Here is a 25,922-nt window from a genome sequence, read left to right as displayed (position 1 = left end):
GGATCGGCGCGCAATAGGCCATGCGCGCTATCCCCGTCCAGCCCCGACGCGCATTGATGTTCAGCCGATGGCGACGCCCATTTTTTCAAGCCATGCGCGGGCTTGCTTTGGCTCGCCCGGCGCATCCGATGCCACCGGGCCGCGGGCGGCAAGAAAGGACTGGTGCAGCGCAAACGGCTCCAGCCCCAACTGATCGCGCAGGGCGTCGATGTCGGCGGCAAGTTCATCCAGTGCCGCGATGACAGGCGCAGTTCTGGCGCGGGCCTGTCGGTCAGGCTTATGGTCGAACAGGCCCCAAACCCCGCCAGCGGCCGTTTGAAGTGCTGCGATCAACGCGGCTTCATAGTCGGCTTCCAGCTCGGCCCGCCTTACGTCCAGCCGTTCGAGCCGGTCAGCCTTCGCCATGGGGTATCAGCCCAGCTTGTCGATCTTCGCGTTGAGCGCGGCGAGTTGCGCCTTCAACTCGGCGATCTCGTCATCCTTGTCGGCTTCCGCGGGAGTCGTGCCCGGAACGCCCGGAACACCGGGCATCAGCCCGCCTGCCCCCTTGAAGGCGCTGGTCGCGGCCTCGAACATCTGCATGTTGCGCTTGGCGATCTCGGCCAGCGGGCCGCCGCCGAACGCACCCTGCATCGCTTCCTGAAACTGCAACTGGTTCTTGCGGAAAGCGTCCATCGACGCTTCGAGATATTGCGGCACCATCGACTGCATCGAATCGCCATACATGGAGATCAACTGGCGCAGGAAGTTGACGGGCAGCATATTTTCGCCGCGCTGTTCTTCTTCCATGATGATCTGCGTCAGGACATTGTGCGTGATGTCCTCGCCGCTCTTGGCATCGACGACCACGAACTCGCGGCCCTCGCGCGTCATTTGCGACAGGAGATCAAGGGTGATGTAACTGGAGGTTTCGGTGTTATAAAGCCGCCGGTTAGCGTATTTCTTGATAACGACCGGCTCTGATTCATTAGCCGCTTTAGATTTGGCCATGGACACCTCTCCCGCACCTGCACAATCCTTATTAGCACAGGGCGTTGCCGCACCGCAACATGGCCCGAGGCCTTTACCCCTTTTTCTCAATATTTTATGGCGCGAAACAGAGGACGATCCCGAACTGCGCAAGCGCGCGTTCGTCGGTTTGCGCCGCTATCAGCAGGCAAAGCGCCCCGCCCCGCCGCCTGCCCCGGCCAGCATGGTGCAGGTCGGCAGCGCCCGGTTGCTGCGTTATGGCGTTGAAAATGGCCGCGCTCCGGTGGTTTTCGTGCCCTCGCTCATCAATCCGCCGCAAGTGCTGGACCTGTCGGAGCGCCGATCTTTGCTGCGCCACATGGCCGCAGCAGGACATGATGCATGGCTGGTCGACTGGGGCGCTCCATTGGCCGGTGACAGAGCAATGGGGCTTGAAGGGCATGTCACCGACCGGCTCTTGCCGCTGATCGCGGCGCTGCCGCGACCGCCCATCATCGTGGGCTATTGCCTGGGAGGAACGCTGGCGATGGGTGCGGCGATGCTGCGCCCCGTTCAGGCAGTCGCAACCATTGCCTCGCCCTGGCGATTCGATGGCTTTGCCGATGCCGACCGGCAGGAGATCAGTGCTTTGTGGCGCGGCGCGAAACCGATGTGCGATCGACTGGGCTATGTTCCGATGGAGGTGCTGCAATCGGGCTTCTGGGCGATGGACCCGGCGCGCACGATCCGCAAATTCGCCGTCTTTGCCGATGCCGCGCCGGGTTCCGACGGGGAGCGGGCGTTCATGGCGGTGGAGGATTGGGCCAATGGTGGCCCCCCGCTGACCTTTGCTGCGGGGCGCGACCTGTTCGACGATCTCTATGCCGGTAACGCCAGCGGACAAGGACGCTGGACCGTTGGTGGACAGACGGTCGATCCGCAGGCGCTGACCTGCCCCACCCTGTCGATCCGTTCCACGACCGACCGGATCGTCCCCGCCGCCGCCTCGGCCGAATTGGCTACAGACTGGCAATTGAAACTGGGGCATGTCGGCATGGTCGTGGGTGGGCAGGCGCGCGAAACTCTGTGGCTTCCCCTGTCCCAATGGCTTTCCAGCCATGGCGGATGATGCTATGTGCGCCTGCGAAAAGAGACCCCAATAATAGAGGATCGAGCCTTTGTCAGATATCGTCATTACCGCCGCCAAGCGCACGGCCGTCGGCAGCTTCATGGGCGCGTTCGGATCGACTCCGGCGCATGAACTGGGCCGTCAGGCAATCATCGCCGCGCTGGCGCAGGCCGGGGTCGCGCCCGACGAAGTGGACGAAGTGATATTGGGCCAGGTGCTGAGCGCCGGTCAGGGGCAGAATCCGGCGCGTCAGGCCGCCATCAATGCCGGCATCCCGGTCGAGCGCACGGCGATTGGCATCAACCAGCTCTGCGGATCGGGCCTGCGCGCCGTCGCACTGGCGGCGCAGGCGATCCGTGCGGGCGATGCCAGCATCATGGTGGCCGGCGGGCAGGAAAACATGTCGCTGGCCCCCCATGCGCAATATCTGCGCGCGGGCAGCAAGATGGGCAATGTCAGCCTGGTCGACACGATGATCCATGACGGCCTGACCGACGCCTTCAACAATTATCATATGGGCATCACCGCGGAAAATCTGGCGGAGAAATATCAGATCAGCCGTGAAGCGCAGGACGCTTTCGCGGTGGCCAGCCAGAACAAGGCCGAAGCCGCGCGTGCAGCGGGGCGCTTTGCCGACGAGATCGTGCCGGTCACGATCAAGGGCCGCAAGGGCGACACGATTGTCGATCAGGACGAATATATCCGCGCTGGCGCGACCATCGAAGCGATGGAAAAGCTGAAGCCTGCATTCAAGAAGGACGGCAGCGTCACTGCCGCCAACGCCAGCGGCCTGAATGACGGCGCCGCCGCGCTGGTGCTGATGACTGCCGATGCCGCCGCCAAGCGCGGCGCGACGATCCTGGGCCGGATCGCGGGTTTTGCGACCTGCGGCGTCGACCCTTCGATCATGGGCATCGGCCCCGCGCCTGCCAGCCGCAAGGCGCTGGAAAAGGCGGGCTGGGCACTGGCCGATGTCGACCTGATCGAAGCCAATGAAGCCTTCGCGGCGCAGGCGCTGTCGGTCGGGCAGGAACTGGGCTGGGATGCGTCCAAGGTGAACGTCAATGGCGGCGCGATCGCCATCGGTCATCCGATCGGTGCGTCGGGCGCGCGGGTGCTGACCACCCTGTTGTATGAAATGGCCAAGCGCGACGCGAAGAAGGGTCTGGCGACGCTATGCATCGGCGGTGGCATGGGCGTGGCGATGTGCATCGAACGCTGACCGCCTGAGACATTGAAAATGGCCGTCGCTCCAGCAAAGGGAGCGGCGGCCTTTTTCGTGTCAGGCTTTGCGCGGCGCGCTACGACAGCGGTCGGAACAATAGACGACATTGTCCCAGTCCCGCGCCCACTTCTTGCGCCAGGCAAAGGGGCGCTGGCAGACCGGGCAGGTCCTGGTCGGCAGATCGCGCTTCGCTACGCCGCGTGGCATGGGCAATCCCCGGCTGTTTCAGGCGTCGAGCGGGCGGTCCTTCGTTTCCGGCAGCGCGACGAGACAGGTGATAAGCGCCAGCGCCACGACAGCCAATGTGTACCAAAGCCCGGCATAGGGATCACCCGTGCGCGCCACGATATACTGGCTGACGAGCGGCAGGAAGCCGCCGAAATAGCCAGTCCCGATATGATAGGGGATCGACAGCGAAGAATAGCGGATGCGCGCCGGGAAATATTCCGACAAGAGCGCCGCCACTGGGCCATAGGTCGCACCCGATAGCGTCCAGAGCAGCAGCAGCGCGCCGAACAGCAGCATCGCGCGCGGCCAGTCCGGGGTTACGGCGCCGCTGGGGTAGCCCCCGGCCTTCAACGCCGCATCAAGGCCGTCGCTACTAAGGTCCGTGACCTGCAAATCGCCGATCTGCACCGCAGGCGCGGGCGCGACCTGCTTGTCATAGGGGATGCCGCGCTTGGAAAAATGGTCGAGCAATTTGCCGCAGGCGGTCGGCTGTACCTTGGCGAAGGGATCGAACACGCAATCCGGGCCGCGCACCACGACAGGCGAGCGCGCGCCTGCCTCCACCAGCGCGGGGTTCGCGGTCGCGCCCATGAATTGGTAGAGCGGCATCAACAGCAGCAACACCAGCGCATAGCCGATGACGATCGGTTTCTTGCGCCCCACCCGGTCGGACAGATGGCCGAAATAGACGAAAGCCGCCATGCCCGCAAAGGCGCTACCCCCCACCAGCAATTGCGCGATGCCGGGGGAGACATGCAGGCCATTTTGCAGGAAATAGAGCGCCTGGAACATCACCGTATAGGCAATGACGGTAAAGCCCGCCGCGATGCCGATCATTGCGACCAGCATCCGCTTTCGGTTGCCGGGATAGGTGAAAGCCTCCTTGATCGGGTTTTTCGATTGGGCGCCTGCCTTCTTCATGGCCGTAAATACCGGGCTTTCGCGCAGCATCAGCCGCATCCACAGCGATATGCCGAGCAGCGCGAGCGAGAAGATGAAGGGCAATCGCCAGCCCCAGTCCGCCCAGATGTCCGGCCCGACGATTGCCTGCGTACCGACCACGACGATCAGCGACAGGATGAAGCCGCCGATCACTCCCGCCTGAATGAAGCTGGTGTAAAAGCCGCGTCGGCCGGGAGGCGCATGTTCAGCGACATAGATGGCCGCCCCGCCATATTCGCCGCCAAGCGCCAGTCCCTGGGCGATGCGCAGCACTATCAGGATGATGGGCGCGGCGATGCCGATGCTGGCGGCTGACGGCGTCAGGCCGACCCCGGCGGTCGCGACGCCCATCAGGATGATCGTGGCAAGGAACGTATATTTGCGGCCAAGCCTGTCACCCAGATAGCCGAACAATGCCGCGCCGATCGGACGGAAGGCGAAGCCGATCGCAAAGCCCGCCAGCGTATAGAGCAGTTCGACGGTGGGATTGTCGGTGGGAAAAAAGGTGCGCCCGATGATCGGCGCAAGGACGCCATAGATGTAGAAATCATACCATTCGAACACGGTGCCGAGCGCCGAGGCGGTGATGACCAGCCGGTCGCGCCTGACGTCCATCACATAGTCACTGCCGACCGCTCCGTTCATCCCCTGCCCCCCTTAACTTCGCACTTTTCCCGGCAATCGTGATATTGTGTTACCCGATCCGGCAACTAAATTTCCAACATCGCGCGACGCGACCGCCTGCATCGACCCTGCGCAACACAGGGTCGATATGGCATGAAGCAGGGGCAATAGGACAGGCAAAAACCTGTGTCAGCGTCGCAGTTGCAGCGTCACCAGCAGGACATGGTCGACATCATCGGCGCGACCGCGATTTTTGACATATTGATTGAGATAGCCGACCTCCATCGTCGACTTGCCCGCCAGCGGCAGTTCCAGCCCGGCAAAGCTGCGCAGCCGGTCAAAGCCGTCGCGCGCGCCCCAATCGGTATCGTTAAGGGCAACGAATCCTTCCGCATAGGCCAGCGCCGACACGCCCCCCGACCTCTCCGTCAACGGCACTGCCAGCCGGATCATCTGCCGCAGCCGCCACCCCATATCGTCGCCACTCGACACCCAGCGCTGTTCCAGCCGCGTGCGGGAAGAGAGCGGCCCGCGCGCAACCTTGCCAAGCGACCAGTTGATCTGCTGGAAGCTGCGATGCTCGCGCGTTTCGCCGCCACCCGATTGCGGCGTGCGGACATAGGCATAGCCCTGAAAGACGGTCAGCCGATCGGACAGTTTGACGCCGATCGCCGGACGCAGCAGCATCTGGTCCAGCCCGCCCATATCCCTGCCAAAGCGGGACTGGATTTCGGCAAAATAGACGATGTCGCCCGAAACCGGCCCCTGCGCGATAGCCTGGAGCCAGATTTGCTCATCCTCGGCGGCGTGGGCCGGCAGCGCGGCCATGGCGGCGCACAGGGCGAAAAGGCCGAAGATCGTCTGTCGCAGGCTGCTCATCCGGGGCTGCTAGGCGAAGGATCGGGGCCGGGGCAAGGCGTGACAGCGCGGCGAAACATAAAATAACAAAGGGCGATCATGGTCCTTGCACGCCCGCTGCCGAAATCCTGCTCCCGCAACCGTAGAGGAATCGCATATGAGCTTTCGCCATCCCTACAACGTCATCCTGAACTTGTTTCAGGATCCATCGCGCCCCAAAAGCTGCCGCTCGTGACGAGAAATGGATGCTGAAACAAGTTCAGCATGACGAAGGAAAATGAGGCGCGTTTTATCTGCGATAGCCCTACCCCGCGGGGAACGAGGAACCTTGCTCAACACGCCAATTCCGGTTTGCAAACCATGACAAAGGGCCGCCCAGCCTGAGCGGAGCGGCCCTCTATTGCAGCGATGCGGCGTGCGCCTATTCCATTTCGAGGATGATGGCATCGACGGCCAGGCTGTCGCCCTGCGCCGCCGACACGCTCTTGACCACGCCCGCTTTCTGCGCGCGCAGGATATTTTCCATCTTCATTGCCTCGATCACGGCCAGCGGCTGCCCTGCCTCGACCTTGTCGCCTTCGCCGACATGCAGTGCGACCAGCAGGCCGGGCATCGGGCAGATCAGGTAACGCGACAGGTCCGGCGGGATCTTCTCGATCATGTGCGCAGCATAGCGTGCAGCATGGGCGGGCAGGATGCGCAGCTTGTGGCTGGCCCCATGGCAGGTCAGCACAAAGCCGGCGCGGACCGGCGCAATGCGGACGGCCAGTTGCTCGTCGCCAAACTCCGCCTCGATCAGGCGATCGCCCGGCGTATATTCCAGCGCCATGTCGATGCTGACGCCATCGACGGTCACTTCGTCGCCGTCAATTTCGACGTCATGGGTCGCGTCGCCGATCTTGACCTGCCAGCCGGTCGGGGGGCTAAGGCGCTTGCCCAACTGTCCGTCGATCCGACGCGCCCGGTCGGCCTGCGCCATCGCCGCGAAGGCACCGATGGCGGACAGACGCACCAGCAGTTCGGGCGACGCAGGCGCGCCCTGGAACCCGTCAGGATATTCCTCCGCAATGAAGCCGGTGGTGATGTTGCCCGACCGGAACCGTTCATGCTGCATCAGCGCGGACACGAAATCGATATTATGCCCCGGCCCCTCAATCTCGAACTTGTCGAGCGCCTCGATCTGCTTGTCGATCGCTTCCAGGCGCGTGGGCGCCCAGGTGATCAGCTTGGCGATCATGGGATCGTAGAACATGGAGACCTCGCCCCCCTCCTCCACGCCGTCATCGACGCGGATCAGCGCGCCACTTTCATCCGCGCCGGTTTCGGGCGGATTGTAGCGGATCAGGCGCCCCGTGGACGGCAGGAAGCCGCGATAGGGATCTTCGGCATAGACGCGGTTTTCGACCGCCCAGCCGTTGATCTTCACATCGTCCTGCGTGAAGGCCAGCTTCTCGCCATTGGCGACACGGATCATCTGTTCGACCAGGTCGACGCCGGTGATTTCCTCCGTCACCGGATGCTCGACCTGAAGCCGGGTGTTCATTTCCAGGAAGTAGAAACCGTCCCCGGTCTTGTCCTCGCCCGACACGATCAGTTCGACCGTGCCTGCGCTGAAATAGCCGACCGCGCGGGCCAGAGCGACGCACTGCTCGCCCATCTTGCGGCGCATTTCGGGGCTGACGAACGGCGACGGCGCTTCCTCGACCACCTTCTGGTGGCGGCGCTGGATCGAACATTCGCGTTCGTTCAAATAAACGATATTGCCATGCTGGTCGCCCAGCACCTGAATTTCGATATGGCGCGGGCTTTCAATGAACTTTTCGATGAACACGCGATCGTCGCCGAAGCTGGCAAGCCCTTCGCGCTTGGTCGCTTCAAAGCCTTCGCGAACATCCTGTTCGGAATAAGCGAGGCGCATCCCCTTGCCCCCGCCGCCAGCGGACGCCTTCATCATCACCGGATAGCCGATCTCGTTGGAGATTTTGACGGCATGTTCGGTGTCGTCAATGACGCCGACGAAGCCGGGAACGACATTGACGCCTGCTTCGAGCGCCAGCTTCTTGGACTCGATCTTGTCGCCCATCGCCGCGATGGCATTGGCGGGCGGGCCAACGAAGATGATGCCCTCCGCGTCCAGCGCGTTGCGGAAGCTTTCGCGTTCGGACAGGAAGCCATAGCCGGGATGGACCGCGTCGGCGCCCGTCTGCTTGCAGGCCGCGATGATCTTGTCGGCGATCAGATAGGATTGGGCGGCGGGCGACGGGCCGATATGCACGGCTTCGTCGGCCATCAACACATGCGGCGCGCGCGCATCGGCATCGGAATAGACCGCCACGGTCTTGATGCCCATTTTCTTGGCCGTGCGCATGACACGACACGCAATTTCGCCACGGTTCGCGATCAGGATCTTGGTGATTGCCATTCTATTTCCTGTCCCAGTCCTTGCTCTAAACTCCGTTCGGTTCGAGCGTGTCGAGAACCGCTTCCCGACCTCGCTCGAACCGAACGGATGATTTCAGTCTCCGTGCATGAACATGCCCAGATCGACCATCATCCAAAAAACCGCTGCCAGAACTGCGATGGCGACCGCCAAGCATCCCAAATAGCGGATCACTCCTATTCAGCCGCCTCCAGCTCAACCTTTACCTCGGCTTGCATCGGCACGACGCCCAGCTTCGCGAACAGTGCCGCGTCGGCATTGTCGCCCGCATTCGCAGTCGTCAGCAGCTTGTCGCCAGTAAAGATGCTGTTGGCGCCCGCCATGAAGCAGAGCGCCTGACATGCATCCGACATGCTCTCGCGCCCCGCAGACAGGCGCACCATGCTTTCCGGCATCACGATCCGGGCGACGGCAACCGTCCGCACAAACTCGATCTCGTCGATCTTGGCGAGCGGCGTGTCGGCCAGCATATTGCCCAGCACGGTGCCCTTGACCGGCACCAGCGCGTTGATCGGTACGCTTTGCGGATGGGTGGGCAGCACGGCCAGGGCGTGCAGGAAGCCGACGCGGTCCTCGCGCGTTTCGCCCATGCCCACGATTCCGCCCGAACAGACGTTGATCCCCGAATTGCGGACATTTTCGAGCGTTTCGAGGCGATCGTCGAAGGTCCGGGTGGTAATCACCTTCTCATAATGTTCGGGCGAGGTGTCGATATTATGGTTGTAATAATCGAGGCCAGCGTCGGCCAGCACCTTGGCCTGGCTTTCGCTCAGCATGCCCAGCGTCATGCAGGTTTCCATGCCCATCTGGCGCACGCCCTTCACCATCTCGACGATGGCGGGCATGTCCCGCTCCTTGGGATTGCGCCATGCCGCGCCCATGCAGAAGCGGGAACTGCCCGCATCCTTTGCCTGCGCCGCGGCCTGCATGACCGCCTGCACGCTCATCAGCTTCTCGGCCTTCAGGCCGCTCTCCGCCGACGCCGACTGGTTGCAATAGCCGCAATCTTCCGGACAGCCGCCGGTCTTGATCGACAGCAGGGTGGAAAGCTGCACTTCGTTGCGCGGGAAATTCGCGCGATGGATCGACTGCGCCTCGAACATGAGGTCGTTGAAGGGCAGATCGAACAGCGCGGCGATTTCGGCGCGGGTCCAGTCGGTGCGGGCGGTGATAGCCGTCATGGTCACTCCCCGCCTCCGTTCGCTTCGAGCGAAGTCGAGAAGCCGGAAGCCGCGTGCCAATGTTTCTCGACTACGCTCGAAACGAACGGCTGTTGGGTGCGGATCAGGATGAAGAGATTGTTCAAGCAGCGTCCTCCAGCCCGGCAGGGGGCATGTTGTGGCCGAGGAGGCGCAGCACGTCGGCGGCGCATTCCACGACATTGGAGCCCGGTCCATAAATGCCCTGGACGCCCGCGTCACGGAGGAAGTCATAATCCTGCGGCGGGATGACGCCGCCAGCGATCACCTTGATGTCGTTGCGACCCGCTTCGCGCAGCTTGGCGATGAGGTCCGGGATCAAGGTCTTGTGGCCCGCCGCAAGCGAGGATGCGCCGACGACATCGACGCCGCTGTCGAGCGCCAGCACCACGGTTTCGTCGGGCGTCTGGAATAGCGGTCCCGACACGACGTCGAACCCCATGTCGCCGAACGCGGACGCGATGACGTTGGCGCCCCGGTCATGTCCATCCTGCCCCATCTTGGCTATGAGGAGTTTGGGTTTGCGACCGAGGCGCCGCTCGACGGCCTGCACGCCGTCGAGTACCTGTTGCCAGCGGCTGTCGCCTTCATAAGGCGCGCTATAGACGCCCTTCACCGGCGTCGGCTGGGTTCCGTAGCGATCGAAGCTTTCTTCCATCGCCGAAGAGATTTCGCCCAGCGTCGCGCGGGCGCGGGCGGCCTCCACGGCGAGGGCAAGGAGGTTGTTGTCAAGACTGGACGGCCTGGCTGCGCCATCGCGCAACGCCTGCAATGCGGCTTCGCATTTGGCGCTGTCGCGTTCCGCCTTCACCCGGTTGATCCGGGCGATCTGCCCTTCGCGCACCTTGGCGTTGTCGACTTCCAGCGTTTCGAGCAGATCCTCGTTCGCCAGCCGATATTTGTTGACGCCCACGATCACGTCGTCGCCGCGATCGACCCGCGCCTGACGCGCTGCCGCTGCGGTTTCGATCATCGCCTTGGGCCAGCCAGCCGCAACGGCCTTCGCCATGCCGCCTTCGGCCTGCACCTTTTCGATGATCGCCCAGGCTTCGTCGACCAGTTGCTGGGTCAGCGCCTCGACATAGTAGGAGCCGCCCAGCGGATCGACCACCCTGGTCATGCCGGTTTCTTCCTGGATCACGATCTGCGTGTTGCGCGCGATCCGGGCGGAAAAGTCGGTGGGCAGTGCGATCGCTTCGTCCAGCGCGTTGGTGTGGAGCGACTGCGTGCCGCCCAGCATCGCGGCCATCGCCTCGATCGTGGTGCGCATGACGTTGTTGTAGGGGTCTTGCTCGGTCAGCGAGACGCCCGACGTCTGGCAGTGGGTACGCAGCATCTTGGAGCGCTCGTCCTTCGCGCCCAGCTGCGTCATGGCGCGATGCCACAGCACGCGCGCGGCGCGCAGCTTCGCGATCTCCATGAAGAAGTTCATGCCGATGGCGAAGAAGAAGCTCAGGCGACCGGCAAACTTGTCGATGTCGAGACCCGACGCGACGCCATATTTCACATATTCCATGCCGTCGGCGATGGTGAAGGCCAGTTCCTGCACCTGCGTCGCGCCGGCTTCCTGCATATGATAGCCGGAAATGGAGATGCTGTTGAACTTGGGCATCTCGCGGCTGGTATAGCCGAAAATGTCGCTGATAATCCGCATCGATGGTTCGGGCGGGTAGATATAGGTGTTGCGGACCATGAACTCCTTGAGGATGTCGTTCTGAATGGTCCCGTCGAGCAATTTGCGCTCGACGCCCTGTTCTTCGCCCGCAACGATGAAGAAGGCCAGGATCGGGATGACCGCGCCGTTCATCGTCATGCTGACCGACATCTTGTCGAGCGGGATGCCGTCGAACAGGATCTTCATATCCTCGATCGTGTCGATCGCCACACCCGCCTTGCCAACGTCGCCCGTGACGCGCGGATGATCGCTGTCATAGCCGCGATGGGTGGCCAGGTCGAACGCGACCGACAGCCCCTTCTGCCCGGCGGCCAGATTGCGGCGGTAGAAGGCGTTGGATTCCTCCGCCGTCGAAAAGCCCGCATATTGGCGGATGGTCCAGGGGCGGCCCGCATACATGCTGGCCTTCACGCCACGGGTGAAGGGCGCAAAGCCGGGCAGGCCGGGATCGGCGGTCACATCGTCGGCGGTATAGAGCGGCTTGACGGCGATCCCTTCCGGGGTCTGCCAGGTCAAATCCTTGCCCTTCACTTCCTTCGCGGCAGCGGCGGCCCATTGGTCCAGTGTCGGCTTGTCGGTCATCTAATCCATCCCTTTCCTCGCCCCGGAGGGGAGAGGATACGCAGGCTTGCCAGCTTGTCTGGCTAGCCGAAGTTGGAGAGGGGGTTCGACCCATCGGGCGTCGCGCCCCCTCTCCGCTGCGACTAAGGGTCTGCTGCGCAGCCCCCAAGTCTCGCTGCCTCCCCCGCCGGGGGAGGCTTAAACCGTCAATGTGCCTCCTTCGGCGTCTCCATGATCTCGGTCAGCACCCCGTTCATATCCTTGGGATGCACGAAGAAGATCAGCGTGCCATGCGCCCCGATGCGCGGTTCGCCGAGCACCCGCGCACCCTTCGCCTCGAACCAGGCCTTGGCTTCGAGAATGTCGGGCACCTCGTAGCACATATGATGCTGCCCCCCGGTCGGGTTCTTGGCGATGAAGGCGGTGATCGGCGAACTTTCATCGAACGGCTCGATCAACTCGATCTGCGTCCCCGCCGTCCCATTCTCGCCCGGCGTATCGACAAAACACACCTTCACCCCCTGCGCGGGCAGGTCGAACGGTTCATGGATCTTCGTCGCGCCCATCACATCGCGATAATAAGCGATGCTCTTTTCCAGGCTGGGCGTGGCGACGCCGATATGGTTGAGACGGCCGAGTTTCATATTTTCACCTTATCGCGCGCGAAATTCCGTAGGATAGTTAACTGAAGAACAACTGCCGGGAGAAAGGATTGCAATTAGGATTCCGATTCCGATCGAAGCAATCCACACCATCCCGAATGCCGCACCAATGATGTTGCCGACGCCATGAAAAAAACGAGAAATGATATTCGGTCTTACAGGATTCACTTGAGTTGCAGGTTGGGCTTTTCGATACTCCGCCCTGCGCTTGTCAGCCCAAGCTTCAAATTTTTCATCACGGCTTTCCAACGCCCTACTCACAGCGGAATATTGTCATGCTTCTTCCACGGATTCTCCAGCGCCTTGTTGCGCAGTTTCCGCAGGCCCAGCGCGATCCGCTTGCGGGTCGAGTGCGGCTGGATCACCTCGTCGATGAAGCCCTTTGATGCGGCCACGAACGGGTTGGCGAAGCGCGCTTCATATTCCGCGGTGCGCTCGGCGATCTCGTCCGCCGTCTTGCCGCGGAAGATGATCTCGACCGCGCCCTTGGCCCCCATCACCGCGATTTCGGCGGTCGGCCAGGCATAGTTCAGGTCGCCGCGCAGATGCTTGGACGCCATGACGTCATAAGCGCCGCCATAGGCCTTGCGGGTGATGATGGTGATCTTGGGCACCGTCGCTTCGGCATAGGCGAACAGCAGTTTGGCGCCATGCTTGATGATGCCATTATGTTCCTGCGCCGTGCCCGGCAGGAAGCCCGGCACGTCCACCAAGGTCACGATCGGAATGTCGAACGCATCGCAGAAGCGCACGAAGCGCCCCGCCTTCTTCGACGAATTGATGTCCAGCACGCCCGCCAGCACGAAGGGCTGGTTGGCGACGATGCCGATCGTGCGTCCTTCGACACGACCAAAGCCGCAGATGATATTGCCTGCGTGCGCTGGCTGCACTTCGAAGAAGTCGCCTTCATCCACGATCTTGCGGATGAGTTCGTGCATGTCATAGGGCTGGTTCGCATTGGCGGGGATCAGCGTGTCGAGGCTCGGTTCGATCCGGTCCCACGGGTCCGCGCTCGGCCGCTCCGGCACCGGCTCCTTGTTCGACGCAGGCAGGAAGTCCACGAAATCGCGCACCGCCAGCAGCGCTTCGAGGTCATTTTCAAACGCCACGTCCGCAACGCCCGACTTGGTCGTGTGCGTCACCGCGCCGCCCAGTTCTTCCTGCGTCACCACCTCGTTCGTCACCGTCTTGACCACGTCGGGGCCGGTCACGAACATGAAGCTTGAATCCTTCACCATGAAGATGAAGTCGGTCATGGCAGGCGAATAGACAGCCCCGCCCGCGCACGGCCCCATGATGACGCTGATCTGCGGCACCACGCCCGACGCCAGCACATTGCGCTGGAAAATCTCCGCATAGCCCGCCAGCGACGCCACGCCTTCCTGAATCCGCGCGCCGCCGCTGTCATTCAGGCCAATGACCGGCGCGCCGACCTTCAGCGCCATGTCCATGATCTTGCAGATCTTCATCGCGTGCCGTTCGGACACCGCGCCGCCGTAAACCGTGAAATCCTGGCTGAACAGGAACACCAGACGGCCATTGATGGTGCCGGACCCGGTGACCACGCCGTCGCCGGGGATATGCGCCTCATCCATGCCGAAATCGGTGCAATTATGTTCGACATACATGTCGAGCTCTTCAAAGCTGCCTTCGTCCAGCAACACCTCTATCCGCTCGCGCGCCGTCAGCTTGCCCTTGCCATGCTGCGCGTCGATGCGGCGCTGGCCGCCGCCCATGCGCGCGCCTTCGCGCTTGGCTTCAAGCTGTTCGATAATGGCGAGCTTCGACATAGGCATATCTCTCCGGTCAGGGTGCGGACCTGTTGTGACGCCCTTTTCCCGCGATTGCGATTTTTCGCAAATGTAAATTTGCTAATTTGCAAATCACGACTTCGCAAATTAGGGATGGGCAAATCCAGTCTATGGGTTTGTGCAGGGGGTGTATAGTGGCACGCGGCAACCGTATCTTTGCAGGACCAAAGCTGCGTCAGTTGCGCCTTGACCATCGCATGGACCAGGCGACGATGGCGCAGGCGCTGGGCATATCCGTGTCCTATCTGTCCCAGATGGAAAATGACGATCGCCCCCTGACCGCCAAGGTCAAGGCGGCGCTCGCCAATGCCTTCCCGACCGACTGGGCGAGTTTCGACGCGCGCGAGGATGAGCAGATGCTGGGCGCATTCACCTTCGCGCTCAGCCATCCCGAACTGCCCGGCGTCGCGCTGGAGCCGGAGCGGATCGAGAAATTGCACCTGCAATTTCCCGAATTCGCGGCGCGTTACCTCGATCTCTACAACGCCCATATCCGCGCCAATGAACGCATCAACATGATCGAGGAAGCGATCGCCAACGACAGCACGGTGCAGGCGCGGCTGCCATGGGAGGCGGCGCGCGACTGGTTTCATGAAGCGGGCAATTATGTCCACTCTCTCGACTGTCTGGCCGAGGATATGGCCGCCAGCTTTACCGCCGGGCAGGCGCTGGACGAGGGCATGCTGGTCGAAGCGCTGGCTCGGCGGCACGGCATCGAGACGCTGATCGCCGATACGCCCGACAGCGCGTTGCGATCCTATAGCGCGCCGGACCGACGCCTGTTCATCAACGCCGCGCTGCCGACCGAGAGCCGCAAATTCATGCTCGCGCACCAGCTGATGATGCTGGAGGGGCAGGCCGTCATCGCCGATGTCGTGGCAAAGGCCGCGCTGCCGGTGGCCGGGGCTGATCGGTTGCTGGCGATCGGCCTTGGCAATTATGCCGCTGGCGCGCTGCTGTTGCCCTATGCGCCGTTTCGGGAGGCGGCGCGGGTGATGCGCCACGACATCGACCGTCTGGCCCGCACCTTTGGCGTGAGTTTCGAGCAGGCGTGCCACCGCCTGTCCACGCTGCAACGCCCCGGCCTGCGCGGCATCCCCTTCTTCTTCTGCCGCGTGGACATGGCGGGCAACATCACCAAGCGCCACAGCGCCACCCGGCTGCAATTCGCCCGTTTCGGCGGCGCCTGTCCGTTGTGGAACGTGCATGAAGCGGTCGCCATCCCCGACCGGATCAACGTGCAACTGGGTGAAACGCCCGATGGGGTGCGCTATGTGTCGATGGCGAAGGGGCTGGTAAAGCCATCGGGCAGCTACAGCCGCACGCCGCGCCGCTTTGCCGTGGTGCTTGGGTGCGAGACCGCCCATGCGGCGAATTTCGTCTATGCCGACGGACTGCGACTGGAGGATGAGGGCGCGGCGACGCCCATCGGCATCACCTGCCGCCTCTGTTCGCGCCAGAGTTGCGACCAGCGCGCCTTTCCGCCCGCCGACCGGCCGATCCATGTCGACCCGGACAATCGCCAGATCGTCCCCTATTGGATCGGGTGAAGCCAGCCTGCGGAAAGCGGCCCTGTCGATCGTCTGGGCAAGGCATTAGAGAGGCATGATGACTCACGGCGCACTGATCGACCCGGCGACCAACGCCATTCAGACTATGATGGCAAGACAAGGCTATGCGCGCCTGTCGGGGGCCGAAACCTTCGCGCAACTGGGCGTGGGCGTGGCCGAATGGCATGCGTTTGCCGCCAGCTGGAACGATCTGGGGCCGGATCTCTATATGGCCGATGGCGGGCGCTACCGCCGCCGTCGCCACGCGACCTTCCGCTACGAAGCGGGCGATTTCATCCGCCAGCCGCACCAGCCCCATTATCAGAGCCGGGACTATAATCCGCTCAATGGCGATGTGCAGCGCTGGTTCGATCCGGTCGAACAGGCCACGATCGACAGTCCCGTCTGCCGCGCCATCTTCGCCTTCTGCGCGGCGCAATTCCCGATGAACGGCACCGCCCATGTCGAAATGCACCAGTTCCGTATCGAGGCGCGGCCCGGAGAAGTCGGCCGCCCCACGCCCGAAGGATTGCATCGCGACGGGGTGGATCATGTCCTGGTGATGCTGGTCGAACGGCGCAACGTGCGGGAAGGCGTGACCCGGATCGGCGCGCCAGACGGCACGCCGCTGGGCGAGTTCATGCTGGCCGATGCGGGCGACGCCATGCTGATCGACGACCGGCGGATATTGCATGGCGTTACGGAAATCCATGCGGTCGATGACAACCAACCGGCCTGGCGCGATGCGCTGGTGGTGACGTTCGTCCAGGCCTGAATGTTCCCGCCTGCGCGGGAACACGCCTATTTCATTTCAGCAGCACCAGTTCTTCCGCCATGCTGGGGTGCAGCGCGACCGTGTCGTCAAAGTCCTGCTTGGTCAGCCCCGCCTTCACCGCGATGGCCGCGGCTTGCAAGATTTCCGGCGCGTCGGGACCGATCATGTGCAGCCCCACCACCCGCTCGGTCGTGGCGTCCACGATCATCTTGTAGAGCGCCCGCTCCTCGCGCCCGGCCAGCACATATTTCATCGGGCGGAAGTCGGACGTATAGACCTTCACCGTCCCCAGCTTGTTCTTCGCCTGCGCTTCGGTCATGCCGACACCGGCCAGCGGCGGGTGACTGAACACGGCGGATGGCACGCAGTCATAATCGACCGTGCGCGGATTGCCGCCAAAGACCGTATCGGCAAAGGCATGACCCTCGCGGATCGCCACCGGGGTCAGTTGCAGACGGTCGGTCACGTCGCCCACGGCATAGATGCTCTCGCAACTGGTCCGGCTATAGTCGTCGACCTTGATCGCGCCCTTGTCGTCCAGTTCGACGCCTGCGCTGTCCAGCCCCAGCCCGTCGACATTGGGCTTTCGCCCGGTCGCGAACAGGACGACATCGGCGGATACCGGATCGCCATCCTTGAAGTGGACGCACAGCGCACCGTCATCCGTCTTTTCGATCCGTTCCATATGCGCGTTGAAACGGAAATTGATGCCCTTCGTCATCGAAATCTGAAGCAGCCGGTCGCGTATCTGTTCGTCATAGCCGCGCAGCAGGGTGGAGGAGCGATTGACGATCGTCACATGGCTGCCGAACTGGTGAAAGATGCCGGCAAATTCATTGGCGATATAGCCAGCGCCGACGATGACGATCCGCTTTGGGCATTGGTCGAGATGAAACACCTCGTTCGAGGTGATGCCATGTTCCGCGCCTTCGATGTCGGGCATGACCGGCCAGGCGCCAGTCGCGACCAATATATATTTCGCCGTCACTTCGCGCCCGCTGGCCAGCTTCACGCTGTGCGGGCCGGTCACGACCGCGCGTTCGGGGATCATCTCAACCTTGTGGCTGTTGAGTGTATTCCGGTAGAGCCCCTCCAGCCGGTCGACTTCGCCCAGCACATTGTCGCGCAGCGTCGTCCATTCAAAGCCGCAGTCGGGGACGTTCCAGCCAAAGCGGCGCGCATCCTTCAGATCCTCGGCGAAATGCGCGCCATAGATCAGCAGCTTCTTGGGCACGCAGCCGCGAATGACGCAGGTGCCGCCGACGCGAAACTCCTCGGCCACCGCGACCTTCGCCCCATGCGCTGCGGCGACACGCGACGCGCGCACGCCGCCCGATCCTGCACCGATGACGAAAAGGTCGAAATCAAACTCGCTCATGCCTGGCCTCCGATTGGGTGCGGGGGATATGGCGGTTGAGGGCGGGAGTTACAAACGGGAATCTTGTTGCTGGTAGCCAAACCACCTCCGTTCGCTTCGAGCGTGTCGAGAAGCGTGCAGCGCCGCTTCCGCGTTTCTCGACTTCGCTCGAAACGAACGGCTGTTGTGGTTTACTCCGCCCCCAGCGCAATCTCGATCAGCGCCATGGTCGACGGATCAAAACCTGTGGCCCCGTCCGCCTCGATCGATTTGGCGATTTCCTTGCCCAGTTCGACGCCGAACTGATCGAACGGGTTGATGCCCATCAGCACCGCATTGGCAAAGGTGCGATGCTCGTAAAAGGCGATCAGCGCGCCCAGCGCATGCGGCGTCACATCGTCCATCAGGATGGTGGTCGACGGGCGGTTGCCGGGATAGGCGCGTGCCGGGTCGGCGGCATTATCCTTGCCGCGCATCAGCGCGGCTCCCTGCGCGAAGCAGTTGACCAGCAATGCGCGGTGATGCGCCGGGTTGAGCGCATGGCCCGGCTCGATCGCGGCGATGAATTCGACGGGCGTGATGATCGTGCCCTGATGCAACAGCTGGAACACGGCATGTTGCGCGTCCGTCCCTACCCCGCCCCAGGTGATTGGCGCAGTCGGGCCGTCCACCGGCGATCCATCCAGCTTTACCGCCTTGCCATTGCTCTCCATCTCCAGTTGCTGGAGATAGGATGGCAGCAGCGCCAGCCGCTCGTCATAGGCGAACACGGCGCGGGTCTGGCACCCCAGCACCCGCGTATAATATTGGTCGGCAAAGGCCGCGATCAGCGGAATATTCTGCGCCGGGTCGGACAGGCGGAAATGGCGGTCCATTTCGGCCGCCCCCTCCAGCAGGCTTTCAAACGCATCCCAGCCAAGCGCCAGCGCGGCGGGAAAGCCGATCGAGGACCAGAGCGAATAGCGCCCGCCTACGGATTCGGCGAAGGGCAGGATGCGGGTTTCATCGACGCCCCAGTCCATCGCCCGTTCGGGCGCGGCGGTCAGCGCGACAACGCGGCCATAGGGGTCTTCCACGCCGCCTTCGATCATCCAGTTGATCGCGCTGGCGGCGTTCAGCATGGTTTCGCTGGTGGTGAAGGTCTTGGAGGCGATCGCGATCAGCGTCGCATGGGGATCGAACCCCTCGATCGCGCGCTCCAGCGCGGTGCCGTCGACATTGGACACAATCGCCACGTCATACCGCACGCCGTCGCCGTCCAGCGCATCGACGATCAGGTCGGGGCCAAGCGCGGACCCGCCAATGCCGATATGCAGGATGTGGCGAATGTCGCCCAGCGCGCCCGCCTCTATCGCATCGACCAGCGCGCGCATGCGGTTATGCAGCGCCTTTGCGCTGGCGACGCTGTCGGGATGTCCCTCGCCCCGCTCGGCGGGATGCTCGGCCGCACGGCCTTCGGTATTGTTCACCGCCTCTCCGGCAAACAGCGCGTCGCGCCGCTGGGCAAAGCCCTGCTCATCCGCCAGCGCCAGAAATCCGGCGACAAGGTCATCGGTCAGATGGGTCTTGGACCAGTCGAAGCGGATCGGCCCCAGTTGATGCACCAGTTTGGACAAGCGATCGGGATCGGTCGTGAAAATCGACTTGAGGTCGGCTTGCGGCAGGGCGGCGATGGCCGCCAGTGCAGGAGTCGGCATGAAAATATCCTCTTCGATGAAACCGAAACCGGCGCTGCACATGCCGATTCCCGGCCTTCTTTAGCCAATGTTTCGACCAATTGCATAGGTCAGGACGCGCTTGACGTGTCAGGCCGCAAGCCTCAAAAGCCCCAACGGCCGCTTTATCGGCTGTTTCACAGGGATTGAACGATCACCCATGACTGCAAAATCGGAAACGCGGGACTTTCTCTGGTTCCTCGCCAAGCTGGGCCTGTTCGTCTTTGTCCTGCGTAGTTTCATTATCTCGCCGTTCAATATCCCGTCGGAATCCATGCAGCCGCGCCTGCTGATCGGCGATTATCTGCTGGTCGCCAAATGGCCCTATGGCTATTCGCGCTATTCGCTGCCCTTCAGCATCCCCCTGATCCCCGGCCGCATCTTCCCGTCCACCCCGCACCGCGGCGACGTGGTGGTGTTCAAGGCGCCGCCGAACCAGAAGAATGACTATATCAAGCGGGTGATCGGCCTGCCCGGCGACATGATCGCCGTGCGTGGTGGCACCGTTTACCTCAACGGCGCTGCCATCCCCAAGCAGAAGGTCGCCGACCTCGTCATTCCCGTGACCCCCAACATGACGCAGGCTGCAGCCAAAGAGGGCGCAGAGTCCCCCTGCTATCGCCCCGATTTCGAGGAAGCCGCCCCCGGCGGCGGCAAGCAGTGCCGTTATCCCCAATATCGCGAAACGCTGCCAGCGACCAAGGATACGCCGGCGAAAAGCTATAATGTGCTGGACCTGGTGCCGGACGGCGCGGCGGATGATCGCGACACGGTGCTGGTGCCGCAGGGCCATTTGTTCATGATGGGCGACAATCGCGACCGCAGCGCCGACAGCCGCTTCCCGGCGGTGGAAGGCGGCGGCATCGGGCTGGTCCCTGAAGAAAATCTGGTCGGCAAAGCCATGATTTCGGTATTTTCGACCGATGGCAGCGCCAACTGGCTGCTGCCCTGGACTTGGGTGTCGGCTGCGCGGTGGAACCGCATCGGGGAAGGTTTTTGAACCATAAGGCGCCCCAACCTGACACGGCGGGCTGGCTGGCGGCGCTGATCGGGCGCCCCCCGCGCGACCCTGCGCGGTTCAGCCAGGCGCTCACCCATGGCAGCGCCAACCCGGTCAATTATGAGCGGCTGGAATTTCTGGGCGACCGGGTCTTGGGGCTGCTGGTATCCGAATGGGTGTTTGATCGCTTTGCCGGTGAACCGGAAGGCAAATTGTCGCGCCGCTTCAACGCGCTGGTGTCGGGCGAAACCTGTGCCGAGGTGGCGCGCGACGCGGGCGTGCCGGCCCATCTGATACTGGGCAAGCAAGCGCGCGACGATGGCGCGGCCAATAGCGACAATGTGCTGGGCGACGTCATGGAGGCGCTGATCGGCGCGCTCTATCTGGAGGCTGGGCTGGACGAAGCCCGCACGCTGGTGCGCCGCCTGTGGGCCGACCGCGTCGATACCCAGACCGCCGCGCCGCGCCACCCCAAATCCGCGCTTCAGGAATGGGCCGCCGCCAACAAGCGCAAGCCGCCTGAATATGAAATCAAGGACCGATCCGGCCCGCAACATGCCCTGCGCTTCGTCGTCGCCGTGACGATCAAGGGCGCAGGCGAGGCCAGCGCGACCGGCGGATCGAAGCAGGAAGCGGAGACAGCGGCGGCAGCAGCGTTGCTGGAGAAGCTGACGGGCTAAACCGAATTTATATGTTATGATGTGCTCCTGCGAAGGCAGGAGCCCAGGGCGCACTGGCGCGTGCTAACGCCCTGGGCTCCTGCCTTCGCAGAAGCACGGCTTGTTTAGGGCGAACGGAGTTTAGTTTGGAAAGTCCAGAAATTCAGTCAACGCAGCGCTGCGGCGTCATTGCCATTGTCGGCGCGCCCAATGCGGGCAAGTCCACGCTGGTCAACGCGCTGGTGGGGCAGAAGGTGGCGATCACCAGTGCCAAGGCGCAGACGACGCGCACCCGTGTCATGGGCGTCGCGATCGAGGGCGACGCGCAACTGGTGCTGGTCGATACGCCCGGCATTTTCGCGCCCAGGCGGCGGCTGGACCGCGCCATGGTGCAGGCGGCCTGGGGCGGCGCGCAGGGCGCGGATCTGATCGCGATGGTCGTGGATGGCAAGGCGGGGCGTGGCCCGAAGCTTGAACCCATCATCGAAGCGCTCAAGCATCGCACCGAACGCAAATGGCTGATCCTCAATAAGGTGGACATTGCCATCAAGGAAAAGCTGCTGACCCATACGCAGGTGCTGAACGACACGCTGGGTTTTGACGAAATCTTCTTCGTATCCGCCGCAACCGGCGATGGCCTGCCCGAACTCAAGGCCGCCTTTGCCGCCGCCATGCCGCAAGGGCCATGGCATTTCCCCGAAGATCAGGTGTCCGACGCCACCGACCGGATGCTGGCGGCGGAAATCACCCGCGAGCAGCTCTATCACCAGCTTCACGCCGAACTGCCCTATGCCGCCGCTGTCGATACCGAACAATATAAGGAACGGCAGGACGGATCGGTCGAAATCCACCAGCAAATCCTGGTCGCACGCCCGACGCAGCGCGCTATCGTGCTGGGCAAGGGCGGGCAGCGGTTGAAGGAAATCGGGTCAAAGGCGCGCGAGGAACTGGCCAAGCTGTTGGGGGTGAAGGTGCACCTCTATCTGCATGTCAAGGTCAAGGAAGACTGGGAAAATGACCGCGGCATCTATCGCGACATCGGCCTGGACTGGGTCGAGTAGCCGCTGAAATTCATTGTTTACTATCCTGTGCTACCCAAAGGCGATGCGGGGCATGCACAGGATCCTGGCGGGCATAAGCTTTTCGGTCAGCACGACCATGGCCGCGATGTTCGTCGCCTCGCGCTTTCCGGGCATGGAAATCCCCTTCCCCTACTGGATTTTCGGCTTCTGCACGCCGCTATGCATTTCCACGCCCGTCTGTATCATCATGAGCAGGCAGGCGGAGCAGAAGCGCCGTCTCAATGACAAGCTGCGCGCCGCGCTGGTGGAATTGCAGCAACTGGCGGAAGTGGACCAGATGACCGGCCTGCTCAACCGGGCGACCTTTCTGCGCCGTCTGCAGGAGGAGCAGGACCGCCAGCCCGGCACCTGCCTGCTGATCGATGTCGATCATTTCAAGGCGATCAATGACGGCTATGGCCATGCCATGGGCGATCGCGTGCTCAAGGCGATCGCGGACAGCCTGCGCGCCACCATTCGCAGCGATGATCTGTGCGGGCGGCTGGGTGGCGAGGAATTTGCCATCTACCTGCGCAACATGCCATCGACCCAGGCAACCGCCATGGCGGAGCGCGTCCGCCAGGCGATCGAAATGCTGGACATAGCAGCGGCGGACGGCACCCATATTCGCCCGACGATCAGCGTAGGCGCTGCACATGCGGATGGCAGCGCCAGTGCCGGTCCCAGCGCCAGTGCCGGTGCGAGTGCCGATCAACTGCTCCAGCGCGCGGACATGGCCATGTATGCCGCAAAGGCGAATGGCCGCAATCAGGTCAGGCTCGCGGCCTGACCATCATTCCGCCGCCGCCGCCTTCTTCTTGGCCGGGGCTTTCTTTGCAGCGGGTTTCTTCGCCGCCCCCTCCTTCTTGGCCGCCGCCTTCTTGGGCGCGGCTTTCTTTTTCCCGCCCTTCTTGGCCGGAGCCGCGGCGGCCCGCGCGTCGATCAGTTGCGCAGCTTCCTCCAGCGTCAACTGGTCCTTGTCCACCGTCTTGGGCAGGGTCGCATTGGTCGTACCGTCAGTCACATAGACGCCGTAGCGTCCTTCCATCAGCTTGATCTCGGCTTCCGTGCGCGGATGCGCGCCCAATATCTTCAAAGGCTCCCGCCCGGCGCTGCGCGGGCCGCGATTGGCGGCTTCGGCAAGCTTGACCACCGCGCTGTTCATCCCGACCTCGAAAATCTCCGACGTCGATGCCAGCCGCCCATATTTGCCGTCATGCAGCAGATAGGGACCAAAACGCCCGATATTCGCCACGATCGGCTTGCCGGTTTCGGGGTGCAGGCCAATCTCGCGCGGCAGGCTCAGCAGCCTGACCGCCCAGTCGAGCGTCAACTCGCCATCGGGCAAGTCTCTTGGGATCGACCCGCGCTTGGCCTCCTTGCCTTCACCCATTTCGATATAGGGGCCAAAGCGGCCGGATTTCTTGACGATGTCCTGCCCGGTCTCCGGGTGCTTGCCCAATATTTCGGGGCCAGTATCCTCGCCATCCTTGCCGCCGGGCTGGCCGAATTTGCGGGTATATTTGCATTCGGGATAGTTGGAGCAGGCAATGAATGCGCCAAAGCGGCCGCCGCGCAGCGACAATTGCCCGTCCGCGCACAGCGGGCAGGCGCGCGGATTGCTGCCGTCCGCCCTGGGCGGGAACAGCATCGGCTCCAGAAACTTGTCGAGCGCGGCGGTGATGTCGCTCGGCTTCTGCTCCATCACCTCGGCGGTCTTGGGCTTGAAATCCTTCCAAAAGGCTTCCAGCACCGCCTGCCACTGCGCCCGGCCGCCGGAAATGTCGTCCAGCTCGTCCTCAAGGCCCGCGGTGAAATCATAGGAGACATAACGCTCGAAGAAGCGCTCCAGAAAGGCCGTCACCAGCCGCCCGCTCTCCTCGGCAAAAAAGCGGTTCTTTTCGACCCGAACATAGTCGCGGTCTTTCAGCACCTGCAATGTCGATGCATAGGTGGACGGTCGCCCGATCCCCAACTCCTCCAGCCGCTTCACCAGCGATGCTTCGGAGTAACGCGGCGGCGGCTGGGTGAAATGCTGCTCGGCGCTGACCTTCTTCCTGGCGGGCGCATCGCCCTCGCTCATGCGCGGCAGCAGCTTGCCATCTTCATCGTCGCTATCGTCGCGGCCTTCCTCATACAGGGCCAGGAAGCCGGGAAAGATCACGACCTGCCCGGTCGCGCGCAGCGTATGCGATCCGGTGGCGTCGCTCATGTCGATCGTGGTGCGCTCCAGCCGCGCCGACGCCATCTGGCTGGCCAGCGCCCGCTTAAACACCAGGTCATAGAGGCGTGCGTGATCGCCGCTGCCCACCTTGTCGCGCGAAAAATCGGTCGGACGGATGGCTTCATGCGCTTCCTGCGCATTTTTCGCCTTGGTCTGGTAGATGCGCGGCTTGTCCGGCACATAGCCGCCATCATAGCGCTGCGCGATCGCGGCGCGCGCGGCGGAAATGGCGCTGCCGTCCATCTGCACGCCGTCGGTTCGCATATAGGTGATCGCGCCATCCTCATAAAGTTGCTGCGCGATCCGCATCGTGTGGCTGGCGGAAAAGCCCAGCTTGCGGGCGGCTTCCTGTTGCAGGGTCGACGTCGTGAAGGGCGGCGGGGGATTGCGGGTGAGCGGCTTGGTCTCGACCTTCTCCACCGTGAAGCGCCCGGCCTCGACATCGGCCTTGGCCGCCATCGCGTCGCCCTCGCGACCGATCGTCAGCCGCTCGATCTTCTCGCCCTTCCAGCGGACGAGGCGCGCGGTAAAGGCGGTGCCGTCCTGCTCCATATCCGCCGCGACCGACCAATATTCCTGCGGGGTGAAGGACTCGATCTCCCGCTCCCGCTCGACCACCAGCCGCAGCGCGACCGATTGCACCCGGCCCGCCGACTTGGCGCCGGGCAGCTTGCGCCACAGCACGGGCGAGAGGGTGAAGCCGACCAGATAATCGAGCGCCCGGCGCGCGCGATAGGCGTCGATCAGATCCTCGTCCAGCGCGCGTGGCTTGGCCATCGCGTCCAGCACGGCGGCCTTCGTGATCGCGTTGAAGGTCACGCGGTCCACCTGCGCCGGCAGCGCCTTCTTGGCGCGCAGCACCTCCTGCACATGCCAGCTGATCGCTTCCCCTTCGCGATCAGGGTCAGTCGCCAGGATCAATCGTGACGCGCCCTTGGCTGCGTCGCTTATGGCCTTGAGCTGCTTGCCCTTGTCACCATAATTTTCCCACTGCATCGCAAAGCCGTCATCCGGGTCCACCGATCCGTCCTTGGCCGGCAGATCGCGGATATGACCGTAACTGGCCAGAACATGAAAATCCCCGCCCAGATATTTCTCGATAGTCTTGGCCTTGGCAGGCGATTCGACGATGACAAGCTGCATTTACGGCCCCGGAATTTGATGCCTCACACGTACGCGCGAGTCTGGAAGGCGATGACGGCGGGCGTCAAGCGGTGCGTGTGATTAGGGGAGAAGGCGGGGGAGCGCTAGCCCCTTGGCTCTGCCGTCATGCCTGCGA

22 protein-coding genes are annotated in these 25,922 nt (G+C 63.1%); 8 read left to right on the top strand and 14 right to left on the bottom strand.

Annotated features, from left to right (window positions below; all coding sequences use genetic code 11):
• Positions 1-60: 60 nt before the first annotated feature.
• A complete protein-coding gene (locus tag CJD35_RS13010) occupies positions 61-405 on the bottom strand; it encodes a hypothetical protein (protein WP_017184427.1) in 345 nt (114 codons plus the stop codon).
• Between the two features lie 6 nt (positions 406-411).
• Positions 412-990 (bottom strand): polyhydroxyalkanoate synthesis repressor PhaR, encoded by a 579-nt coding sequence (phaR, locus tag CJD35_RS13005; protein ID WP_017184428.1) that lies wholly within the window; start codon positions 988-990, stop codon positions 412-414.
• Here phaR and CJD35_RS13000 point away from each other — a divergent pair.
• Together CJD35_RS13000 and CJD35_RS12995 are read left to right on the top strand one after the other, a co-directional pair.
• Positions 989-2,077: an alpha/beta hydrolase gene (locus tag CJD35_RS13000; protein ID WP_241763692.1), complete on the top strand. Its 1,089-nt coding sequence runs from the start codon at positions 989-991 to the stop codon at positions 2,075-2,077. The genes phaR and CJD35_RS13000 overlap by 2 nt on opposite strands.
• 49 nt (positions 2,078-2,126) lie before the next feature.
• Positions 2,127-3,299 (top strand): acetyl-CoA C-acetyltransferase, encoded by a 1,173-nt coding sequence (locus tag CJD35_RS12995; protein ID WP_017184430.1) that lies wholly within the window; start codon positions 2,127-2,129, stop codon positions 3,297-3,299.
• Positions 3,300-3,359: 60 nt separating this feature from the next.
• On the opposite strand, the gene CJD35_RS12990 is transcribed toward CJD35_RS12995, so the two are convergent.
• The 9 genes from CJD35_RS12990 to CJD35_RS12955 all read right to left on the bottom strand — a co-directional run bounded on the left by CJD35_RS12990 (position 3,360) and on the right by CJD35_RS12955 (position 14,281).
• Positions 3,360-3,509, bottom strand: a complete 150-nt coding sequence (locus tag CJD35_RS12990; RefSeq protein ID WP_081490961.1) for a DUF2256 domain-containing protein — start codon at positions 3,507-3,509, stop codon at positions 3,360-3,362.
• Between the two features lie 18 nt (positions 3,510-3,527).
• Positions 3,528-5,117 carry an MFS transporter gene (locus tag CJD35_RS12985; RefSeq protein WP_095687103.1) on the bottom strand — a complete coding sequence of 530 codons (1,590 nt, stop codon included), beginning with the start codon at positions 5,115-5,117 and terminating at the stop codon, positions 3,528-3,530.
• 168 nt (positions 5,118-5,285) lie between these two features.
• On the bottom strand, positions 5,286-5,975 hold the full coding sequence (locus CJD35_RS12980) for a DUF2490 domain-containing protein (protein WP_017184432.1): 690 nt from the start codon (positions 5,973-5,975) through the stop codon (positions 5,286-5,288).
• A gap of 400 nt (positions 5,976-6,375) precedes the next feature.
• Positions 6,376-8,376: an acetyl-CoA carboxylase biotin carboxylase subunit gene (locus CJD35_RS12975; RefSeq protein ID WP_095687102.1), complete on the bottom strand. Its 2,001-nt coding sequence runs from the start codon at positions 8,374-8,376 to the stop codon at positions 6,376-6,378.
• A 194-nt stretch (positions 8,377-8,570) separates the two neighbouring features.
• Positions 8,571-9,575, bottom strand: a complete 1,005-nt coding sequence (gene bioB, locus CJD35_RS12970; protein ID WP_017184435.1) for a biotin synthase BioB — start codon at positions 9,573-9,575, stop codon at positions 8,571-8,573.
• Between the two features lie 121 nt (positions 9,576-9,696).
• The gene (gene scpA, locus CJD35_RS12965; RefSeq protein ID WP_017184436.1) at positions 9,697-11,850 is read right to left on the bottom strand and encodes a methylmalonyl-CoA mutase; all 2,154 of its coding nucleotides are present in this window, start codon (positions 11,848-11,850) and stop codon (positions 9,697-9,699) included.
• Between the two features lie 185 nt (positions 11,851-12,035).
• Positions 12,036-12,473 (bottom strand): methylmalonyl-CoA epimerase, encoded by a 438-nt coding sequence (mce, locus tag CJD35_RS12960; RefSeq protein ID WP_017184437.1) that lies wholly within the window; start codon positions 12,471-12,473, stop codon positions 12,036-12,038.
• 9 nt (positions 12,474-12,482) lie between these two features.
• Complete coding sequence (locus CJD35_RS22435; RefSeq protein ID WP_167383153.1) at positions 12,483-12,752, bottom strand: hypothetical protein; 270 nt, start codon at positions 12,750-12,752, stop codon at positions 12,483-12,485.
• The gene (locus CJD35_RS12955; RefSeq protein WP_017184438.1) at positions 12,749-14,281 is read right to left on the bottom strand and encodes an acyl-CoA carboxylase subunit beta; all 1,533 of its coding nucleotides are present in this window, start codon (positions 14,279-14,281) and stop codon (positions 12,749-12,751) included. Before CJD35_RS12955 ends, CJD35_RS22435 begins: the two co-directional genes overlap by 4 nt.
• 155 nt (positions 14,282-14,436) lie before the next feature.
• Here CJD35_RS12955 and CJD35_RS12950 point away from each other — a divergent pair, with 155 nt between their 5' ends.
• Together CJD35_RS12950 and CJD35_RS12945 are read left to right on the top strand one after the other, a co-directional pair.
• On the top strand, positions 14,437-15,852 hold the full coding sequence (locus CJD35_RS12950; protein ID WP_026002632.1) for a helix-turn-helix domain-containing protein: 1,416 nt from the start codon (positions 14,437-14,439) through the stop codon (positions 15,850-15,852).
• Between the two features lie 58 nt (positions 15,853-15,910).
• A complete protein-coding gene (locus tag CJD35_RS12945; RefSeq protein WP_026002633.1) occupies positions 15,911-16,627 on the top strand; it encodes a 2OG-Fe dioxygenase family protein in 717 nt (238 codons plus the stop codon).
• 31 nt (positions 16,628-16,658) lie between these two features.
• On the opposite strand, the gene gor is transcribed toward CJD35_RS12945, so the two are convergent.
• On the bottom strand, positions 16,659-18,005 hold the full coding sequence (gene gor / locus CJD35_RS12940; RefSeq protein ID WP_017184441.1) for a glutathione-disulfide reductase: 1,347 nt from the start codon (positions 18,003-18,005) through the stop codon (positions 16,659-16,661).
• 170 nt (positions 18,006-18,175) lie between these two features.
• Entirely contained in the window at positions 18,176-19,681 is a 1,506-nt protein-coding gene (pgi, locus tag CJD35_RS12935; RefSeq protein ID WP_026002634.1) for a glucose-6-phosphate isomerase, read from the bottom strand.
• A gap of 178 nt (positions 19,682-19,859) precedes the next feature.
• On the opposite strand from pgi, the gene lepB reads away from it, so the two are divergent.
• The 4 genes from lepB (at position 19,860) to CJD35_RS12915 (ending at position 23,209) form a co-directional block, all read left to right on the top strand.
• A complete protein-coding gene (gene lepB, locus CJD35_RS12930; RefSeq protein ID WP_017184443.1) occupies positions 19,860-20,699 on the top strand; it encodes a signal peptidase I in 840 nt (279 codons plus the stop codon).
• Complete coding sequence (gene rnc / locus CJD35_RS12925) at positions 20,696-21,379, top strand: ribonuclease III (protein WP_017184444.1); 684 nt, start codon at positions 20,696-20,698, stop codon at positions 21,377-21,379. Before lepB ends, rnc begins: the two co-directional genes overlap by 4 nt.
• Positions 21,380-21,504: 125 nt before the next feature.
• Positions 21,505-22,419 carry a GTPase Era gene (era, locus tag CJD35_RS12920; protein WP_017184445.1) on the top strand — a complete coding sequence of 305 codons (915 nt, stop codon included), beginning with the start codon at positions 21,505-21,507 and terminating at the stop codon, positions 22,417-22,419.
• A gap of 52 nt (positions 22,420-22,471) precedes the next feature.
• Positions 22,472-23,209 carry a GGDEF domain-containing protein gene (locus CJD35_RS12915; RefSeq protein WP_244917188.1) on the top strand — a complete coding sequence of 246 codons (738 nt, stop codon included), beginning with the start codon at positions 22,472-22,474 and terminating at the stop codon, positions 23,207-23,209.
• Between the two features lie 3 nt (positions 23,210-23,212).
• Here the strand turns inward: CJD35_RS12915 and topA are convergent, their stop codons facing one another.
• The gene (topA, locus tag CJD35_RS12910) at positions 23,213-25,786 is read right to left on the bottom strand and encodes a type I DNA topoisomerase (protein WP_017184447.1); all 2,574 of its coding nucleotides are present in this window, start codon (positions 25,784-25,786) and stop codon (positions 23,213-23,215) included.
• Positions 25,787-25,922: the final 136 nt, after the last annotated feature.

The organism is Sphingobium xenophagum (genome assembly GCF_002288285.1).
Taxonomy (GTDB): Bacteria; Pseudomonadota; Alphaproteobacteria; order Sphingomonadales; family Sphingomonadaceae; genus Sphingobium; species Sphingobium xenophagum.
This window is presented reverse-complemented; position numbering and strand designations above follow the sequence as displayed.

Excerpts from the sequence above, each read along its gene's own strand:
- CJD35_RS12915 (WP_244917188.1), top strand. The coding sequence starts at position 22,472 with ATGCACAGGATCCTGGCGGGCATAAGCTTTTCGGTCAGCACGACCATG.
- CJD35_RS13000 (WP_241763692.1), top strand. The coding sequence starts at position 989 with ATGGACACCTCTCCCGCACCTGCACAATCCTTATTAGCACAGGGCGTT.
- CJD35_RS12975 (WP_095687102.1), bottom strand. The coding sequence starts at position 8,376 with ATGGCAATCACCAAGATCCTGATCGCGAACCGTGGCGAAATTGCGTGT.
- gor (WP_017184441.1), bottom strand. The coding sequence starts at position 18,005 with ATGAGCGAGTTTGATTTCGACCTTTTCGTCATCGGTGCAGGATCGGGC.
- CJD35_RS12955 (WP_017184438.1), bottom strand. The coding sequence starts at position 14,281 with ATGTCGAAGCTCGCCATTATCGAACAGCTTGAAGCCAAGCGCGAAGGC.
- CJD35_RS12945 (WP_026002633.1), top strand. The coding sequence starts at position 15,911 with ATGACTCACGGCGCACTGATCGACCCGGCGACCAACGCCATTCAGACT.
- pgi (WP_026002634.1), bottom strand. The coding sequence starts at position 19,681 with ATGCCGACTCCTGCACTGGCGGCCATCGCCGCCCTGCCGCAAGCCGAC.
- lepB (WP_017184443.1), top strand. The coding sequence starts at position 19,860 with ATGACTGCAAAATCGGAAACGCGGGACTTTCTCTGGTTCCTCGCCAAG.
- CJD35_RS13010 (WP_017184427.1), bottom strand. The coding sequence starts at position 405 with ATGGCGAAGGCTGACCGGCTCGAACGGCTGGACGTAAGGCGGGCCGAG.
- CJD35_RS12980 (WP_017184432.1), bottom strand. The coding sequence starts at position 5,975 with ATGAGCAGCCTGCGACAGACGATCTTCGGCCTTTTCGCCCTGTGCGCC.
- phaR (WP_017184428.1), bottom strand. The coding sequence starts at position 990 with ATGGCCAAATCTAAAGCGGCTAATGAATCAGAGCCGGTCGTTATCAAG.
- topA (WP_017184447.1), bottom strand. The coding sequence starts at position 25,786 with ATGCAGCTTGTCATCGTCGAATCGCCTGCCAAGGCCAAGACTATCGAG.
- CJD35_RS12990 (WP_081490961.1), bottom strand. The coding sequence starts at position 3,509 with ATGCCACGCGGCGTAGCGAAGCGCGATCTGCCGACCAGGACCTGCCCG.
- bioB (WP_017184435.1), bottom strand. The coding sequence starts at position 9,575 with ATGACGGCTATCACCGCCCGCACCGACTGGACCCGCGCCGAAATCGCC.
- mce (WP_017184437.1), bottom strand. The coding sequence starts at position 12,473 with ATGAAACTCGGCCGTCTCAACCATATCGGCGTCGCCACGCCCAGCCTG.
- CJD35_RS12985 (WP_095687103.1), bottom strand. The coding sequence starts at position 5,117 with ATGAACGGAGCGGTCGGCAGTGACTATGTGATGGACGTCAGGCGCGAC.
- scpA (WP_017184436.1), bottom strand. The coding sequence starts at position 11,850 with ATGACCGACAAGCCGACACTGGACCAATGGGCCGCCGCTGCCGCGAAG.